General features: G+C 72.1%; 14 protein-coding genes. 5 read left to right on the top strand and 9 right to left on the bottom strand.

Annotated elements, in window-relative coordinates:
• Window positions 1-90: 90 nt before the first annotated feature.
• Both EST54_RS09785 and EST54_RS09780 read right to left on the bottom strand, forming a co-directional pair.
• A complete protein-coding gene (locus EST54_RS09785) occupies window positions 91-897 on the bottom strand; it encodes an HlyD family efflux transporter periplasmic adaptor subunit (protein WP_129247087.1) in 807 nt (268 codons plus the stop codon).
• Window positions 898-1070: 173 nt separating this feature from the next.
• Entirely contained in the window at window positions 1071-1301 is a 231-nt protein-coding gene (locus EST54_RS09780; RefSeq protein ID WP_129247085.1) for a type A2 lantipeptide, read from the bottom strand.
• Between the two features lie 757 nt (window positions 1302-2058).
• On the opposite strand from EST54_RS09780, the gene EST54_RS09775 reads away from it, so the two are divergent.
• On the top strand, window positions 2059-3090 hold the full coding sequence (locus EST54_RS09775) for a PHP domain-containing protein (RefSeq protein WP_129247083.1): 1032 nt from the start codon (window positions 2059-2061) through the stop codon (window positions 3088-3090).
• Between the two features lie 12 nt (window positions 3091-3102).
• Here the strand turns inward: EST54_RS09775 and EST54_RS09770 are convergent, their stop codons facing one another.
• From EST54_RS09770 to tdh, 4 genes are all read right to left on the bottom strand, one after another.
• On the bottom strand, window positions 3103-4461 hold the full coding sequence (locus EST54_RS09770) for a chloride channel protein (RefSeq protein WP_174857421.1): 1359 nt from the start codon (window positions 4459-4461) through the stop codon (window positions 3103-3105).
• A 157-nt stretch (window positions 4462-4618) separates the two neighbouring features.
• On the bottom strand, window positions 4619-5527 hold the full coding sequence (locus tag EST54_RS09765; protein WP_129247081.1) for a LysR family transcriptional regulator: 909 nt from the start codon (window positions 5525-5527) through the stop codon (window positions 4619-4621).
• A 35-nt stretch (window positions 5528-5562) separates the two neighbouring features.
• On the bottom strand, window positions 5563-6756 hold the full coding sequence (locus tag EST54_RS09760) for a glycine C-acetyltransferase (protein WP_006606559.1): 1194 nt from the start codon (window positions 6754-6756) through the stop codon (window positions 5563-5565).
• Between the two features lie 52 nt (window positions 6757-6808).
• Window positions 6809-7837: an L-threonine 3-dehydrogenase gene (gene tdh, locus EST54_RS09755; protein ID WP_129247079.1), complete on the bottom strand. Its 1029-nt coding sequence runs from the start codon at window positions 7835-7837 to the stop codon at window positions 6809-6811.
• A 515-nt stretch (window positions 7838-8352) separates the two neighbouring features.
• On the opposite strand from tdh, the gene EST54_RS09750 reads away from it, so the two are divergent.
• Entirely contained in the window at window positions 8353-9975 is a 1623-nt protein-coding gene (locus EST54_RS09750; RefSeq protein ID WP_129247077.1) for a S1 family peptidase, read from the top strand.
• Between the two features lie 144 nt (window positions 9976-10119).
• On the opposite strand, the gene EST54_RS09745 is transcribed toward EST54_RS09750, so the two are convergent.
• Window positions 10120-10839, bottom strand: a complete 720-nt coding sequence (locus tag EST54_RS09745; protein ID WP_129247075.1) for a VOC family protein — start codon at window positions 10837-10839, stop codon at window positions 10120-10122.
• A 205-nt stretch (window positions 10840-11044) separates the two neighbouring features.
• Here EST54_RS09745 and EST54_RS09740 point away from each other — a divergent pair, with 205 nt between their 5' ends.
• The 3 genes from EST54_RS09740 (at window position 11045) to EST54_RS09730 (ending at window position 14723) form a co-directional block, all read left to right on the top strand.
• Window positions 11045-13459, top strand: coding sequence for a SpoIIE family protein phosphatase (locus EST54_RS09740; protein ID WP_129247074.1), 2415 nt, complete (start codon window positions 11045-11047; stop codon window positions 13457-13459).
• Between the two features lie 124 nt (window positions 13460-13583).
• Window positions 13584-13775, top strand: a complete 192-nt coding sequence (locus tag EST54_RS09735; RefSeq protein ID WP_129247071.1) for a hypothetical protein — start codon at window positions 13584-13586, stop codon at window positions 13773-13775.
• A gap of 441 nt (window positions 13776-14216) precedes the next feature.
• A complete protein-coding gene (locus EST54_RS09730) occupies window positions 14217-14723 on the top strand; it encodes a DinB family protein (RefSeq protein ID WP_129247069.1) in 507 nt (168 codons plus the stop codon).
• Between the two features lie 76 nt (window positions 14724-14799).
• Here EST54_RS09730 and EST54_RS09725 read toward each other — a convergent pair whose 3' ends face one another.
• Both EST54_RS09725 and EST54_RS09720 read right to left on the bottom strand, forming a co-directional pair.
• Complete coding sequence (locus tag EST54_RS09725; protein WP_129247067.1) at window positions 14800-15684, bottom strand: GNAT family N-acetyltransferase; 885 nt, start codon at window positions 15682-15684, stop codon at window positions 14800-14802.
• 131 nt (window positions 15685-15815) lie between these two features.
• A complete protein-coding gene (locus EST54_RS09720; RefSeq protein ID WP_129247065.1) occupies window positions 15816-17267 on the bottom strand; it encodes an amino acid permease in 1452 nt (483 codons plus the stop codon).
• Between the last annotated feature and the right edge of the window lie 115 nt (window positions 17268-17382).

The following is a 17382-nucleotide window of genomic DNA, read 5'->3' as shown; positions in this document are numbered from 1 at the left end:
TCCGCCGCCCCGCAGCCGCAGCTGCCGCCGCCCGGCCGCGGCCGGGCGGCGGCAGCTGCGGCTGCGGGGCGGCGGAGTTCTGCGGTGCGCTCACGGCAGCAGCCAATCGATCGGGTGCTGCGCGGCCAGATGGACGGCGCCGTCGGCCAGGGTCATGGTGTCGACGGCGTACGGCGGGCCGTCGGAGGTGGACCAGGCGTAGCCGGACCTGTTGTGCGGGGCGGGGTCGAGCTGGACGAGGACCGCCACCGGCTGGCCGTGCCGGGAGAACTGCTCACCGAGTTGGCTGCTGCCCAGGAAGGTGCTGATCCGCTGGCGGGTCTGCGCGGTCCGGCCGACCGCCTTGACCCTGCCGCGCAGCACGCCGTACTGCTGGCTCGGCACGGACTGGACGGTGAGGTCGACGGAGGCGCCGACGGGCACCGTGGCGCCGCTCTCGGCCGGGACGTACAGCATCGCCGTCAGGGGGTCGCGGTCATGGGCGATCCGCTCCACGGATGCCACCTCCGCGCCGGTCGTGACGACGGAGCCGATCGTGGCGGACATGGTGGTCAGCCGGCCGGCGGCGAGGGCGCGGACGACGGTGCTGCCCCGCGCGGTACGGACCTTCAGGACGGGGGTGTTGGCAGCCACCCGTTTGCCTTCTTCGGCGAGTACGGCGGTCACCTGGCCCGCGACCGGGCTCTGCAGGACGTAGCTGCCCTGGCCGTGGGTGAGGATTCCGGGGGCGTTCAGGGTGGACGACACGGTGCCGGTCACCGCCCACAGGGAGGCGGCGCACACGAAGAGGACCGTAACCGTCAGCACGAGCCAGCCCTGGGGCCGGGCGAACCGCACCGGCAGATCGATTTCCTCGGGCGACTGCAGCTTGGAAAGGGCCTGTTGGCGGAACTGCACGACACTCTTCCCTCAACTGCAATGGTCTGTTCAGACGGTGGCTGACGGGTACCCCGGGGCCTGGCAGGGCCTGGCCGGTCCGGGGCACCCGTCGCGGCATGTCGGCAAGGAGGGGACGCCGACCTGCCGTTGTCACCTTGAGCCGGCTGTGCCGCTAGCGGCACAGAAGGTGCTCAGAGACCGGAGACCAGGCCGGTCGCGGTGCCCAGAACGCCGGAGGTGTTGACGCCGGTGGCGCCGTCGACCAGGCCGGTCGCGGTGCCGACGGTGCCCGCAACGCCCGGGGCAACGTGGGCAACGGTGCTGGTGGCGGTGCCGGCCACGCCGCCGAGGAGGCCACCGGACACGTTGTCCAGGTCGCTGTCGGAGATTTCCTGGGTCTGGACCTGGGGGGTGGAGTTCATGATGTTTCCCTTCGGATGAATATCTCTATAAAGCTGCGTCCGTACCGTCCGGTGGGGTGGTCCGGGCGCGGCAGCGGCAGTCGGGTACCCGAAATCAGGTACCGATGGCGTGACTCCCGCAGTGCGAAGGATCAAAGCATGCGGGCGGGTTGCGCTGCTAATCGGACGACCGCTGATCCGTACGCCATCGTCCCGTCGAATTACCTGACGTGTACGCGTGTCCATGACTTGGTGGCAGCTTCTTCACATCCTGTGCGGTTTCCTTTCCGGAGCCCGGGCAATGCCTCGTTCGGCGAACAGGACATTCCCGCACCAAACCGCTTATGCGCAGGTCAGCGGGGTGACGCGGCACCGGAGGGGCGGTGCCGACTGCGCATTCGCTGTGCAGATCCTTTGAAGACCTTCAGTTTTTCCGGCACCCGACCACGACCGCGCGCCGGAACTCCGGCACACACTCCCGGCGAACCGCTGTGAATGTTGCACGATCATGAACTGTGCCCGATTCGCCCGGACTTATTGGGCGCAATTGCATACACAGAAAGCATGGAACGGAATCATCAGCACCCTCCTCATGCTATTCGCCTGGAAATGGATCGAGTGCCCGGAGAACGGACATAACCGCATAACAGCGGGTCTTCGGACTCGGCGGTAATAGGCGGCTACCGCCGACAACACCGGCACCCCGGTGGCCGTCGCCCACCGGGTGCGGCACCGTGAAAGGACGCTGCGGGGCCGGCGCCCCGGGAAGGAGCCGCGCGTGGAACCGGTCGAGGCGCTGGAGCGGATCGCCTTCCTGCTGGAGCGGCAGGGGGCGGTGCCCTACCGCGTCCAGGCGTTCCGTACGGCCGCGGCCGTCCTCGGCGCGCTGCCCCGCGACGAGGTGCACCAGCGGGCCCGGAACGGCACCCTGGGACGGCTCAAGGGGCTGGGCCCCAAGACCACCCGGGTGGTCGAGGAGGCGCTCACGGGTGTGCGGCCGACGTATCTGGCACACCTGGAGGACGAGGCGGGCGGCCCGCTGGTCGACGGGGCGCAGGGGCAGCGGCTGCGGCGGGCGCTGCGCGGCGACTGCCATCTGCACTCGGACTGGTCGGACGGCGGCAGTCCGGTCGAGACGATGGCCCGTACCGCCCGCGACCTCGGCCATGCGTGGTGTGTGCTGACCGACCACTCCCCCCGGCTCACCGTCGCCCGCGGGCTGACCGCCGAACGGCTGCGGCGGCAGCTGTCGCTGGTGGCGGAGGTGAACGAGCAGCTGGCGCCGTTCCGGCTGCTGACCGGCATCGAGTGCGACATCCTCGACGACGGCTCGCTCGACCAGGAGCCGGAGTTGCTGGAGCAGTTGGATGTGGTGGTCGCCTCCGTGCACTCCAAACTCCGGATGGACGAGGGGCCGATGACCCGGCGGCTGCTCGCCGCGGTCCGCAATCCCCTCGTGGACGTCCTCGGCCACTGCACCGGGCGGCAGATCACCGGCAAGCCGCGCCCGGAGTCCCGCTTCGACGCCGGTGAGGTGTTCGCGGCCTGCGCCGAGCGGCACACCGCAGTGGAGATCAACTGCCGTCCGGACCGCCTCGATCCGCCGCGCCGGCTGCTCCGCCAGGCGCTGGCGGCCGGCTGTCTGTTCTCCGTCGACAGCGACGCCCACGCCCCCGGCCAGCTGGACTGGCAGATCTACGGCTGTGCCCGCGCCGAGGAGTGCGGCGTACCGGCGGACCGGATCATCACCACCTGGACGGAGCGCCAGTTGGCCACCTGGACCCGGACCGGCCGGACCCCGCGAAGCTGAGCGGACGCGCGGTCAGGCGGTGCCGGGCGCGGGCGTGGGCGCCCTCGTCGCGGGGGCCGGAGTGAGCCGCAGCACCACGACATAGGAGACCACCACGGCGACGATGACCAGCGGCATCACGGTCAGACCGCTGCGTCCCAGCAGCAGTGTGGCCAGCAGCACCGAGGTCATCGGGAGCTTGAGCATCGCGACACACATCGCGCCGACGCCCATCGCGAAGGCCGGGGTGAGCGACAGGCCGGGCAGATGGGACAGCACGACACCGCCCGCCGCACCGAGGAACAGCGCGGGAAAGATCGGGCCGCCCCGGAAGGCACTCAGCGACGCGCAGTACGCCAGGCCCTTGCAGAGGATCAGCAGCAGCAGCGCCGGCACCGTGTAGCCGGCGCTCTCCCGGAACAGCGAGCCCAGCGCCGACTGGCCCGAATAGAGCATCTCGGTGGCGGACTTGCCGGTGGCCGCGGCGAAGGCCACCGCCAGGGCGCCCACCACCAGCCCCACCAGCATCGTCGCCGGCACGCGATGGCGGACGACACGGCCCTTGAGGAACACCGCGAGCCGCCGTACACCGGTCGCCGCCAACGCCGCGAGCACTCCGATGACCAGCGCCCAGCCGAACTCCGGGACCGTCGGCCCCGCGGCCTGGGGGATGTCGTGCAGCGTGAGCGAGTACGTCCCCAGGCCGGTCCAGTCCCCCAGCCCGGTGAAGACGAGCGCACCGATCCCGGCCGCGAGCAGGCCGGGCACCAGCACGATCCCCAGCATCGGACCGCCCAGCCCCGACACCTCCATCAGGAGGAACGCGCCGAGCAGCGGGGAGCCGAGCAGTGCGCTGATCGCGGCGAAGCTGCCGGCGGCACCCACCGCGGCGGCCGCCTGCGCGGGCATCCCCCGGTTCAGCAACCGCGCGGCGCCCAGGGCCAGGCCGCCGCCGAGGGCGATCAGCGGCGCCTCGGGGCCGAGCACCGCGCCGAAGCTGAGGGAGGCCAGGGCCGCGAGCACGACACCGGGGAGCGCGGAGAGCGGGGGCGCGCCACTCAGCGACAGCCCGTCGGCCGGCTCATGGCCGCCGTGGCCCGGCAGATGACGGATGGTCAGACCGACCAGGAGACCGGCCACCACGAGCAGCGGGACCGGCCACCAGATCGGCGGGCCGGCGAAGCCGAGCGCCCGCGGCAGGTCGTCGTAGAGCAGCGGTTCCAGTGCGTGGACCAGCGCGAGGAAGCCGAAGGCGACGGCACAAACCGGGAAGCCGACCGCCGCCGCCACCAGCAGGAGCTTGAGGTATCCGCGGTCGCGCACCGGCGCGTACGGATCCTGGGGCTCGGTGGCCTCCGCTGGGCCGACCGGGCCGGCCGGACCGACCGACATCCGCCTCGCCTCCGAACCGGGGTTGCCCCGGCGCCCGACCGGGCCGCCGCCGTGACGAGCCTGCCACGGGCGGTCCGGGCCGGCATGTCCGGCGCGGCCGGGCGGGTGCCGGACGGGAAGCCGTCCGTACGCGCGCGCGGCGCGCGGTGGCCTCCCCTCACCCCTGCGGCGCCGCCGCCTCCCGCAGGGCGGCCAGGACGGGGCGGAGCAGGGGGTGGTCCTCGGCTCCGCGGCGTACCGCGGCGAAGACCCGCCGGGTGGGGGCCACTCCGTCGACGGGACGGACCACCACGCCGGTCAGGTCCATGTCGCGCAGGGCCGAGCGAGGGACGAGGGCCACCCCCGCCGCGGCCGAGGCGAGCGAGACGACGGCGCGGAAGTCGTCGGAGGAGTGCTCCAGCCGCGGCTCGAAACCGGCGTATTCGCAGGCCAGGACGACCACGTCGTGGCAGGGGTTGCCGGGGTAGGGGCCGATCCAGCAGTCGCCCGCCAAGTCGGCCACGGCCACCTGCGCCGCCGCCGCGAGACGGTGGCCGGGCGGCAGGACCGCGTCGAACGGCTCGGCGTAGAGCGGGACGCGGGTCAGCCGCGGGTCGTCGGCGCGGGGCGCGCCCCGGTATTCCACGGCCACCGCCACATCGACCTGCCGGTCGAGGACCATCAGCAGGCTGGCGTCGCCCTCGGCGTCCTGGACACGGACCCGGATGCCGGGGGCGGTCACGGCCAGCGCGGTGAGCGCGGGCGCGACGACCAGGCCGATGCCGGTGGCGAAGGCCGCGACGGTCACCGTACCGGCCTCTCCCGAGCCGTAGGCGGCCAGCTCGGACTCGGCGCGCTCCAGCTGTGCGAGGACGGCGTTGGCGTGGCTGAGCAGGATGTCGCCCGCGGCGGTCAGCCGCACGCCGCGGGCGCTGCGCTCCACCAGTCGGTGGCCGGTCTCCTGTTCCAGGGCGGCCAGCTGCTGGGAGACCGCCGAGGGGGTGAGATAGAGCGCGGCGGCCGCGGCGGTGACCGTGCGGTGGTCGGCCACCGCACGGAGGATGTGCAGCCGTCGTGCTTCGATCATGCTTCCAGTTTCGCAGGAGCGGCCCGCGGGCCGCGTCAGCCGCCGAGCGCGGCCCTCGCGTCGACGAAGGCGTCGACCGCGCGGTTGACGTCCTCGGTGGAGTGGGCGGCGGACAGCTGCACCCGGATCCGTGCCTGGCCCTGCGGGACCACGGGGTAGGAGAAGCCGATCACGTACACCCCGCGCTCCAGGAGCAGCTCCGCCATCCGGGCCGCCTCGGCCGCGTCGCCGATCATGACGGGGGCGATGGCGTGGTCGCCGGGGAGGACGTCGAAGCCCTCCTCGGTCATCCGGGAGCGGAACAGCGCGGTGTTGGCGTGCAGCCGCTCGCGCAGCTCGCCGGCCGACTCCAGCAGGTCGAGGACCTTCAGCGAGGCGGCGGCGATCACCGGGGCGAGCGAGTTGGAGAAGAGGTACGGGCGCGAGCGCTGGCGCAGCAGGGCGACGATCTCGGCGCGGGCCGCGACATAGCCGCCGGAGGCGCCGCCGAGGGCCTTACCGAGGGTGCCGGTGATGATGTCGACGCGGTCCATGACGTCGTGGAGTTCGGGGGTGCCGCGGCCGCCGGGGCCGACGAAGCCGACGGCGTGCGAGTCGTCGACCATCACCATGGCGCCGTGCTGCTCGGCCAGGTCGCAGATCTCCCGCAGCGGTGCCACGTAGCCGTCCATGGAGAAGACGCCGTCGGTGACGACCAGCTTGCGGCCGGCGTTCCCGGCCTCCTTCAGCTGACGCTCCAGATCGGCCAGGTCGCGGTTGGCGTAGCGGAAGCGGCGGGCCTTGGACAGGCGGATGCCGTCGATGATCGAGGCGTGGTTGAGGGCGTCGGAGATGACCGCGTCGTCCGGGCCGAGCAGGGTCTCGAACACGCCGCCGTTGGCGTCGAAGCAGGAGGAGTAGAGGATCGTGTCCTCCTGGCCGAGGAAGCCGGAGATCCGCTGTTCCAGCTCCTTGTGGACCTCCTGGGTGCCGCAGATGAAGCGGACCGAGGCCAGGCCGTAGCCCCAGCGGTCCAGCGCCTCGTGCGCGGCCGCGACGACCTCGGGGTGGTCGGCGAGGCCCAGGTAGTTGTTGGCGCAGAAGTTGAGTACCTCGCCGGGGTTGCCCCCCGCGGTGACCGCCACGGTGGCGGACTGCGGGGAGCCGATGACGCGCTCGGGCTTGTGCAGTCCGGCGGCGCGGATCTCTTCGAGGGTGCCGCGCAGTTCGTCGCGTACGGAGTCGAACATCAGGATTTTCTCCAGGAATTGGGGTGGGACGGAGCCGGCCGGGAGCGGTGCGTCAGACGGTCCAGTCGAGGATGATCTTGCCGCTCTGGCCGCTGGCGGCGTCGTCGAAGGCGGCGTCGAAGTCCTGGTACGGATAGCGGCCGGTGATCACGGGCGCCAGGTCGAGGCCGCCTTCGAGCAGCACGGACATCGCGTACCAGGTCTCGAACATCTCCCGGCCGTAGATGCCCTTGATGGTGAGCATGGAGGTGACGATCCGGGACCAGTCGACCGGGAACTGCTCGGCGGGCAGCCCGAGGACCGCGATCCGGCCGCCGTGCGTCATGTTGGCGATCATGTCGCGCATCGCCTCGGGCCGGCCGGACATCTCCAGTCCGATGTCGAAGCCCTCGCGCAGGCCGAGTGCGCGCTGGCCCTCGGCGATCGGCGTCTCGGCGACGTTGACGGCCAGGCTGACGCCGACCTTGCGGGCCAGGGCGAGGCGCGGCTCGCTGACGTCCGTGATCATGACGTTGCGGGCGCCGGCGTGCCGGGCGACGGCCGCGGCCATGATGCCGATCGGTCCGGCGCCGGTGATCAGTACGTCCTCACCGACCAGCGGGAACGACAGCGCGGTGTGCACGGCGTTGCCGAACGGGTCGAAGACGGCGGCGATATCGAGGTCGACGGGGACACGGTGCACCCAGACATTGGTGGCGGGCAGCGCCACGTACTCGGCGAAGGCACCGTCGCGGCCGACGCCGAGGCCGACGGTGGCGCGGCACAGATGGCGGCGGCCGGCCAGGCAGTTGCGGCACTTCCCGCAGACCAGATGGCCCTCGCCGCTGACCAGATCGCCGGCCTTGATGTCGGCCACGTCGCGGCCGGTCTCCACCACCTCGCCGACGAACTCGTGGCCGATCGTCAGCGGGGTGTCGATCGACTGCTGGGCCCAGCCGTCCCAGGCGCGGATGTGCAGATCCGTGCCGCAGATGCCGGTGCGCAGGACCTTTATCAACACATCGCCCGGGCCGATGGCCGGTTCCGGTACGTCCATGAGCCGGAGCCCCGGCTCTGCCTCCTGCTTGACCAGCGCCTTCACCGCAACGGCTCCCGTACGTACGTGACCTGCCGGGGGCCCGCCCCGGCCGCCCGATCTTCGTCAGGAAATCTTCCCTACCTCGGCCGCCGGGTCCATCGAGGTTTTCTTAAGCACGGTCACAGCTGCCCTTTACGCCCCGCTGTTTCCACGGGTCACAGGCCTCACACGGACCGCGGAAACCGCAGGAAATCAGCCATCGGACTGACCCTGCCCAGGTCAGCGGGCTGCCCGCAGGAGTAGTTCGCCGGGCGGCCCGGGGGCGCACCCGCCGGCCTTCGGAACCACCCGTGCGTGAGCATCGGGCTGCTCCGGACGGCCGAGTCGGGCTCGGGAGTGTAAACGTTCGCCACCGCAAGCGTCGGAATTCATCACAGCTTGAGTGGCCGTGAGACCCGGGTGCACGGGGCTACGTAGGACTGAGTGCAACCACACGGGAGCTGACGCGACGCACCGCCGCCTCCCGTGTGCCTCGTTCCTGTGCGTCCCTGGAGGTCAGTCAATTGAGCCACCGACATGTGAACAAGCGGACCGGCGCCATCGCCGGCGCCGCTGCGGTCGCCATCGCGGGCGCAGCGATCCTGCTCCCCAACGCCAACGCGAGCCAGGACCAGCCGGCGGCCCCGAAGACGCTCAGCGCCCACTCGGCCACACAGCTGGCGGCGTCCCTGAAGGCGGATCTCGGGGACCAGTCCGCCGGGTGGTACCTGGACAGCGGCAACGGCCACCTGGTCATGAACGTCCTGTCGAAGGACGACGCCGCGAGCGTCGCGGCCAAGGGCGCCGTCGCCAAGGTCGTGCAGAACAGCATGACCGCGCTGAAGGCCGGTGCGAAGACGCTGCGCGACAACGCCTCGATCCCCGGCACCGCTTGGTCGATCGACCCGAAGACCAACAAGATCGTGGTGGTCGCCGACAGAACTGTCACCGGCGCGAAGATGGCCACGCTGACCAAGACCACGGGCGGCATGGGCGCCGGCATGGTCACCGTCAAGCGGTCCCAGGGCGAGTTCAAGCGGTACGACGGTGGGGAGGCGGGGAGCGCGGCCGGCGGCGGTGCCGGGCAGGCGGCGGGCGGTGCCGGGGACTCCGGCGGGGCCGCGGCGGCCGGCGGCGCTGGCAACGCGGCGTCCGGCGGCGCGGCCAACGGCGGTGCCGGCTCCGGCGGAGGCGGGCAGGCGGCGGGCGGTGCCGGCGACGCGGGTGGTGCCGGCGACGGCGGCGGACAGGCCGCGGGGCCGGTCGGCGGCAGCGCCATCTTCGGCGGCAACGCACGCTGTTCGCTGGGCTTCAACGTCACGGTCAAGGGCGCACCCGCCTTCCTGACGGCGGGTCACTGCGGCAACGACTCCAAGACCTGGACGGCCGACCAGGGCGGCAGCCAGCCGCTGGGCACGGTCGCCGACTCCAAGTTCCCGAAGACCGACTTCGCACTGGTGAAGTACGACGACGCCGGTGCCAAGCCGGAGAGCTCGGTCGACCTGGGGAACGGCAGCACCCAGAAGATCACCAAGGCCGCCGAGGCCGCCGTGGGCATGAAGGTGCAGCGCTCGGGCAGCACCACCGGCGTCCACGACGGCACCGTCACCGGCCTTGACGCGACGGTGAACTACGGCAACGGCGACATCGTCAACGGCCTGATACAGACGGACGTCTGCGCGGAGCCCGGCGACAGCGGCGGCTCGATGTTCTCCGGCGACTCGGCGGTCGGCCTCACCTCGGGCGGCAGCGGCGACTGCACGCAGGGCGGCGAGACCTTCTTCCAGCCGGTGACCGACGCCCTCAAGGCCACCAAGGCGGAGATCGGCGCCGGGGACGGCGCCGGGGGCAACAACGGCGCCGGCGGTGCGAACGGCGCGGGCGGCGCCAACGGAGCCGGCGGTGCCAACGGCGCGGGCGGCGGCGACGCCGGCGCGGGAAACGCCGGTGCCGGCAGCGCGGGGGCCGGCAGCGCCGGCGCGGGATCGCAGGACCCGGGAGCCGCCGGCGGTGCCCAGGACCCCGGTACCGGAACGGAGGACCCGGGAGCCGGTGCGCAGGACCCCGGTACCGGAGCCCAGGACCCCGGTACGGGTGCCCAGGACCCGGGAGCCGGCGGCAGCGCTGACCCCGGTGCGGGCAGCGGTGATTCCCTGAACTGATCCCTGCGGACCCCACTGCGTCCTCGGCCCCGCGCCCTTCCGTCGTGAACGGGCGCGGGGCCGAGGCGCGGTGCGGGCCGATGCGCGCGGTGCCGAGCCGATACGCAGTGCACGGCCGATACGCGGTGCGGCGCGGCCAGGCCCTCAGGGCGACGTGATGGTGAAGAGGCCGCCGTCGGGATCGCGGACGACGGCCTGCCAGCCCCCGCCCTCGGTCGGTGTCACGGGAGTGACCGTCCCGCCGGCCGCCACCGCGGCGGCCGCCACCTTCTCGACGTCACCGACCGGGAAGTGGACATGCCAGCGGGGGCGCACCCGCGGGTCCGGGGCGGACTCCACCGCACCGCCGCGCAGGGTGGCCACGGTGTGGGTGCCGTCGCGGACGATCACCTGGTCGTGTTCGTAGGTCACGTCGCAGCCGCCCGGCTTCCCGGAGGCCCAGTCGAAGACCTCCGCGTAGAAGATGGCGGCGGCGAAGGCATCGCGGGTGCGCAGTTCCAGACAGGCGGGCGCATTGCCCTGCCCCACCGACCAGGCCAGCGTCTGCCCTTCCCAGAAGCCGAAGGTGGCACCGTCGCGGTCGGCGGCGAGGGCGGCGCGCCCGGGGCCGAGCTTGAGCGGGCCGACGGCGACCGTCGCCCCGCGCTCGCGGATCCGGTCCGCGGTCTCATCGGCGTTCTCCACCGCGAAATACGACGTCCAGGCCACCGCGACCTGGAAGCTCTGGGCGAGGGCCCCGATGCCGGCCACCGGCTCCCCGTCGGCCACCGCGACGCAGAACTCCTCGCCGAGAGTGGCCGGGCGGAACCGCCAGCCCAGTACCGCGGAGTAGAACTTCTGGGCGGCCTCCAGATCGTGAGCCATCAGGCTGACCCAGCACGGAGCACCACGTACCGCGGTGACGGGGTCACAAGCCGACCTCACATCTGCCTCCTGTCGCTCACCACCCCTTCCCACTCTGCCAGCGACGGGGCACCGCCGCACCAAGGGCGCGTCCTCGTGCAGCGCAGTTGTGCCGGTCTTGATCCGGCTCGATGCTGTAGGTACTGAACCGGGCTGGGCTGATGCCATGAACGCATGGAACGCGGCGAAGAGTGCCGACTTCCGTGGTCCCCTCGACGTCACCAGGGCGGCCACAGCGGTTCTGGATGCCCAGGACACGGTCATCGGATGGAGTCCGACCGCCCAGGATCTGCTCGGCTACCGCCCCGAGGAGATCATCGGACGTCACCTGGAAACGCTGGTTCCGGCCGGTGACGCCTGGGCCGAACAGTCGCCGGACGCCTCGCTGAGCACCAGCCAGTCACGTGCCGTGCGGCACCGCGACGGCCGGCTGCTGCGGATGGCGGTGGCCATCTGCGCGCTCGCCAAGGTGCCCGACGGCGGCGGCACCCTGCCGGCCCGGGTGCTGGTGGCGGCCGAGCTGGGCGCACACCGGATGTGGGAGTCCCGCCAGGCGATGCTGCACGGCCTGGCCACCGAGTCCCCGGTGAGCCTGGGCATCTATGACACGGAGTTGCGGCTGACCTGGGCGAACACCGCGTACATACGAGAGGTCGGGCTGCCGCTGCGGGAGTTCCTCGGCGCCCGGGCCGACGAGCTGTACCCGGACGCCGAGTTCATGACCGACGGCTATCCGCGCACCCTCGACGCGGTGATGCACCAGGTCATCGACACCGGCGAACCGATCCTCGATCTGCACCTCGTCGGCCAGCTGCCCTCCGACCCGGGTGTCGATCATGTCTGGTCCTGCGCCTACTACCGGCTGCAGAACGCCCGCGGTCAGGTGCTCGGGGTATGCGAGGACGCCTTCGACATCACCGGCCGCTACCAGGCACAGCGCCGGCTGAACCTGCTGGTGGAGGCCGGTGCCCGGATCGGCACCACGCTCGACATGACCGTCACCGCGCGGGAGATCACCGAGGTGACGGTCCCGGACTTCGCCTCCCTGGTCACCGTCGATCTGGTCGGGTCCGTACTGGACGGCGAGGAGCCGGGGAGGTCCGACGGCCGCGTGCCCACCCTGATGCGGGTCGCCGCCCGCTCCGTCCACGGCGCCTCGGACGGCCCGCCGACGGGGCCGCACCGCGTCGAGTACCCGCCCGGCTCGCTCCAGTACCGCAGCCTGTCCTCGGGCGGGATGGTGCGCGACGAGGGCGCCCTGGTCGTACCGCTGCGGGCCGGCGGCACCCCGATGGGGCTGGTCACCTTCCTCCGTGACTCCCATCCCTCGCTCTTCGACAAGGAGGAGACCGAACTCGCCGAGGAGCTGGTCATCCGCACGGCGGTGTGCCTGGACAACGCCCGCCGCTTCGCCCGGGAGCACAAGGCCGCGCTCACCCTCCAGCGCAATCTGCTGCCGCAGCATCTGCCGCCACAGTCCGCCGTCGAGCTGGCCTACCGCTATCTGCCCAGCGACGACCGGGCCGGGGTCGGCGGCGACTGGTTCGATGTGATCGGCCTGTCGGGTACCCGGGTCGGGCTGGTCGTCGGGGACGTGGTCGGCCATGGCCTGCAGGCCGCGGCGACCATGGGGCGGCTGCGGACGACCGTCCGCGCCCTGGCCCGGCTGGACCTGTCCCCCGACGAGCTGCTGAGCCGGCTGGACGATCTGGTGGGCCCCACCACGGAGGGCCGGCCCGCCACGGCCGCCGGGGACGGCGGCCCGCCGGACGATGTGACCATCGGTGTGACCTGCCTGTATGCCGTCTACGACCCGGTGTCGCGGCGGTGCACCATGGCGCGGGCCGGCCATCTGCCGCCGGCCGTCGTCGACCCGGAGCGCGGCCTGTCCTTCCCCGCTCTGCCGGCCGGCCCGCCGCTGGGACTGGGGGGCCTGCCGTTCGAGTCCCTGGAGATCGAGCTGCCGGCCGGCAGCCTGATCGCGCTGTTCACGGACGGGCTGGTCGAGGCTCGCGACCGGGACGTCGACGAGGGGCTGGAGATCCTGGGCCGGGTGCTGAGCGAGCACGACCGGCCGCTGGACGAGCTCTGCGACCGTGCGCTGGACGCGCTGCTGCCGGACGGGCCGGCCGCCGACGACTCGGCGCTGCTGCTGGTGCGCACCCGCGAGCTGGACGCCCGGCAGGTGGCGGCCTGGGAGCTGCCCACGGAGCCCGCGGCCGCGGGCACAGCCCGCGAGCTGGCCACCCGGCAGCTGCAGGAGTGGGGCCTGGAGGAGCTGTCCTACACGACCGAACTTGTGGTCAGCGAGCTGGTGACGAACGCCGTACGGCATGCGTCCGGGCCGTTGCACCTGCGGCTGCTGCGCGATCAGACCCTGCTGACCGAGGTGTCCGACACCGGTCACACCTCGCCCCACCTGCGGTACAGCGCCAGTGACGACGAGGGCGGACGGGGGCTGTTCATCGTCGCGCAGCTGGTGCAGCGCTGGGGCACGCGCTACACGCCGTACGGCAAGACGATCTGGACCGAGCAGGCGTTTCCGCCGCGGTATCCGGGGGCTCCGCGGCCGGACGGCTGACCGGCCGCGGCGGTCCGGGGGCCCGGACCGGCCCGGCGCACATCGTGCGGGGGTTCGGAGGCGGTCCCATGATGGAACCAAGCGAGGTCCCGGCGATCCGGCGGGCGCGGACAGAGGAGGACCTGTGACGACCAATGGCAGGGAGAAGTCGGCCGAGCGGCGGCCGGCCGAGCTGTACACCGGTAGCGAGCGGCCCTACGACCCGGAGGATCTGGTGAAGGCGTCCGGGCGCGAACCCACCCCCGCGAGCCTGGAATGGGCCAGGCGCCTGATCGCCGAGGAAGGTCCCGGCGCCATCGAGCGGTATCTGCCGTGACGGCCAGCGACTGAGGCCGGGGTCGGGAGCGGCCGGGCGGCCCGTTCCGCGGTGGGGTGTGCCATGGGCGCACCGTCCGCGGAACGGGCCGCCCGCCGGTTCCGGGGCCGTCGTGGACTCCGGTACGAGCGATCGGCCGGTTCCGGCGCCGTCATGGACCCGGTACGCGTGATCCGCCGCCCCCGGGAGGCGCGACCTGCCGTGTACCACCCGCCGTCCCGCCGGCTCCCGTAAACACCTTGCGGCGGCCCGCGGCACCCGCAAAGATCCTCTCGACCGCTGCCCGCCCGCGCCCGGGACGCCCGTCCTGCCGCCCTGGCCACCGCACTTCCGCCAGGTCCGGCCCCCCTCAGACGGCGCGCAGCACCGCGATCCCCTCAGCACCTCGACACCCCACCGGCCGTGCCCTGCCCGGGAACGCGCCGCGGAAAGGAACCCACCGTGACCACCGAACGCATCGCCCCGCCCGTACGCGCCGGCGAGCGGGAGACCCTGCGCTCCTTTCTGGACTTCCACCGGGCGACTCTCGCCATGAAGACCGACGGCCTGTCCGACGCGGACCTCAGACGCCGGTCGAGCCCGCCGTCCACGCTCTCCCTGCTCGGTCTGGTGCGGCACATGGCCGAGGTGGAACGCAGCTGGTTCCGGCGGGTGATCAACGGCGAGGACCTCCCGCTGGTCTGGTCGGCCGAGGGCGACTACCAGGTGGCGTACGACGCGAGCACGGCCACCCGCGCGGAGGCGTTCGACGCCTGGCAGACCGAGGTGGCACACGCCCGCCGGATCGAGCGGGCGGCCGCCTCGCTCGACGTCACGGGCTACCAGCCCCGCTGGGACGAGCATGTCTCGCTGCGCCTGGTGATGCTGCATCTGATCCACGAGTACGCCCGCCACAACGGCCATGCGGACTTCCTGCGCGAGGCCATCGACGGCACGGTGGGCGCATGACGGACCGTCGGTTTCCCCGCCCGGCGCCGGACCGGGCGGGGAAACCGACGACTGCCCTGGCTCGGCCCGGCCCGGCCTAGCCCAGTTCCAGGCTGGTGACCGCGAAGGTGCGCTCCTGCTCCGCCGGCGGGACGGGGCCGGTGTACATCCGGACGGTGTGCGACTGCGGGGTCAGGCCGCGGGTGGTGGCCAGGGTGTGGGCGGCGTGCCGGGGGCCGGGGATGTCGAGGAAGACCTCGGCGTCCGGGCCGGCGGTCGCGGCGAGGGCGTCGAAGAGAGCCTCCGCGGCCTCGGTGGTGTCGGCGAAGAGCGGGCCGATGCGATGGCCGGTGCGGGCCGGACGGATCACCCCGTAGCCGGCGACCGCTCCGTCGCGCAGAAATACGCGGGCGGTGTGGCCGGGGGCGGTCAGCCAGCGGGTGACGAAGGCACGGCGGTCGGCGGGGAAGCAGCGCCGGTCGTAGCCGGCCACCGCGTCGAGGTGCGCACCGGTGACGGGGACGACCTCCGGCGGCAGTGTGCCGGGGCCGGCGGGGCGTCCGCCGTAGCGGATGGTCTCGTACGCGGGGGTGAACCCGGCCCGCTCGTAGGTGTGTTGCTGGGCGGGGACCGCGTCGAGGCCCACGGTCCGGGCACCGGCGTGCGGGACGGCGGCGCGCCAGGTGGCGAGCCCCAGACCCTGCCGGCGGTGGTCGGGGTGGACGAGGTAGTAGCCGAGAAACGCGTAGGCGTCGGAGTAGTTGACGACCGAGACGGCGGAGACGGTCCGGCCGTCGCGGCGTCCCACGAAGAAGCCCGCGGGGTCGGTGGGGTGGAAACAGGCGGTGTCGCCGCGTCCGGGGTTCCACTCCTCGTCGGCGGCCCATTGGGCGACCTGGTGCCAGTCGTCCAACGCAGCGGTGGTGACGGTGAGTTCGCCGGTGACGGGCTGTGGGTCCGGTGCGTTTCCGAGCGTGGGCATACCGGGCGTTCGTCCCTTCTGGTGGGGTCAGGGGGCGAGTGAACAGGGGGGCGGTGCGGGCCGGTGACGGTGCGCGGGGCGGGCCGGCCACGTACGCGGCCGGCCCGCCCCGTACACCACGGGGACAGGCTCTAGATGAGGTCCATCGCGGCGACCTCGTCGGGACGGCCGTAGCTGACCGGCCCCTGGAAGCGCCCTCGGGCGGTGGCGAACCACCACACGGTGGCGATGATCAGCACCACGGCCAGCGCGACGGGCGCGTAGTTGAACGAGGCGGGGGTGATCGGGTACGCCTGCGGCAGCATGAACAGCACGTTGCTGACCAGGATCCAGACCACCGCGATCGCCGCGACGGGCTTGCCGTAGCGCCCCAGGTTCCACGGCCCGGCCTGGAAGTCGTCGAGCCGCAGCCGCAGGAAGATGGGCACCGCATAGGCGAGGAACAGCCCGACGACGTTGACGCTCACCACGGCGGTGAAGGCGGTGTGGGACCACCAGCCGGGCAGCACCAGCACCAGGGGGCAGGCCGCGGCGAGCCAGACGGCCTTGACGGGGGTGCGGGTCCGCGCGGACACCGAATGCCACCAGCGGGAGCCGGGCATCGCGCCGTCCCGGGAGAAGGCGAAGATCTGCCGGGTATTGCTGGTCATGTTGGCCAGACCGCAGAACAGCATGGCCCCGATAACGATCAGCAGCAGCAACTTCGCGGTGCCCTGTCCCAGCGCGTCGATCAGAATCTGCACCGGCGGTGCGTCGGCACTCGCGGCATGCCCGTAGTCACGGATCGCGTACACCAACGCGAGCATGAGGATCAGTCCGGTGAGCGCGGAGTAGCTGATCGCCCGCATGATGCCGCGGGGCGCGTTGACGGTTGCCTTCACGGTTTCTTCGGACATGTGGAAACTGCCGTCGAAACCCGTGAAGGTCCAGCTGGTGACGAGCAGGCCCAGCATTCCTCCGTACACCGCATGCGTGAAGCCGGTGTTGTTGACGAAGTGCAGTGCGAACGAAGGCGACTGATGGTCGGTCGGGATCACGGTCAGTGCGCCGACGATCACCACCATGCCGATCAGCAGCCACCACACGGAAATGCGGTTCACCACCGCAACCAGCTGCACCGTATAGGCGTTGGCCAGCGCCTGGAGAAGAAGGATGGCCGCGGTGATGCCGACCGTTTCCTGTGGCGTCGGCTGGTAGTCCGGCCACTGCATGGCGAGGAATGCCTGGATGAACGTGGCGGCGGCGAAGTTGGTGGCGGCGGTGCCGCCGACCTGGCCGACGAAGTTCAGCCAGCCCGTGTACCAGGACCAGGCGCCCTGGTGGCGCTTGGCCAGCTTGCCGGCCGAGAAGTAGAGCGCACCGCTGGTCGGATAGGCGGAGGCGATCTCGCCCATCGCAGCGCCGACGAACAGCACCATGACCGAGACGCCGATCCAGCCGAAGATCAGCACCAGCGGCCCGCCGGCGTTCATCCCGAAGCCGAAGGAAGAGAAGATTCCGGAAATAATGTTGATGATGGTGAAGGAGATGGCGAAATTGTCGAACGCGCGGAATCTGCGAGTGAGTTTCCGCGGATAGCCCATGGCGTGGAGCGTGGCGTCATCGTCGAGAGTGACGGAATCTGCCGCGTGGGGGGATTTCGAGCGAGGTGGCGACGTACGCTCGGACACAACCGCACCTTTCTGGGGTACCGGGGGA

This window comes from Streptomyces sioyaensis, assembly GCF_004122735.1.
GTDB lineage: Bacteria > Actinomycetota > Actinomycetes > Streptomycetales > Streptomycetaceae > Streptomyces > Streptomyces sioyaensis.
Note: the sequence above shows the minus strand (reverse complement) of the source record. Positions and strands in the feature narration are given on the sequence as shown.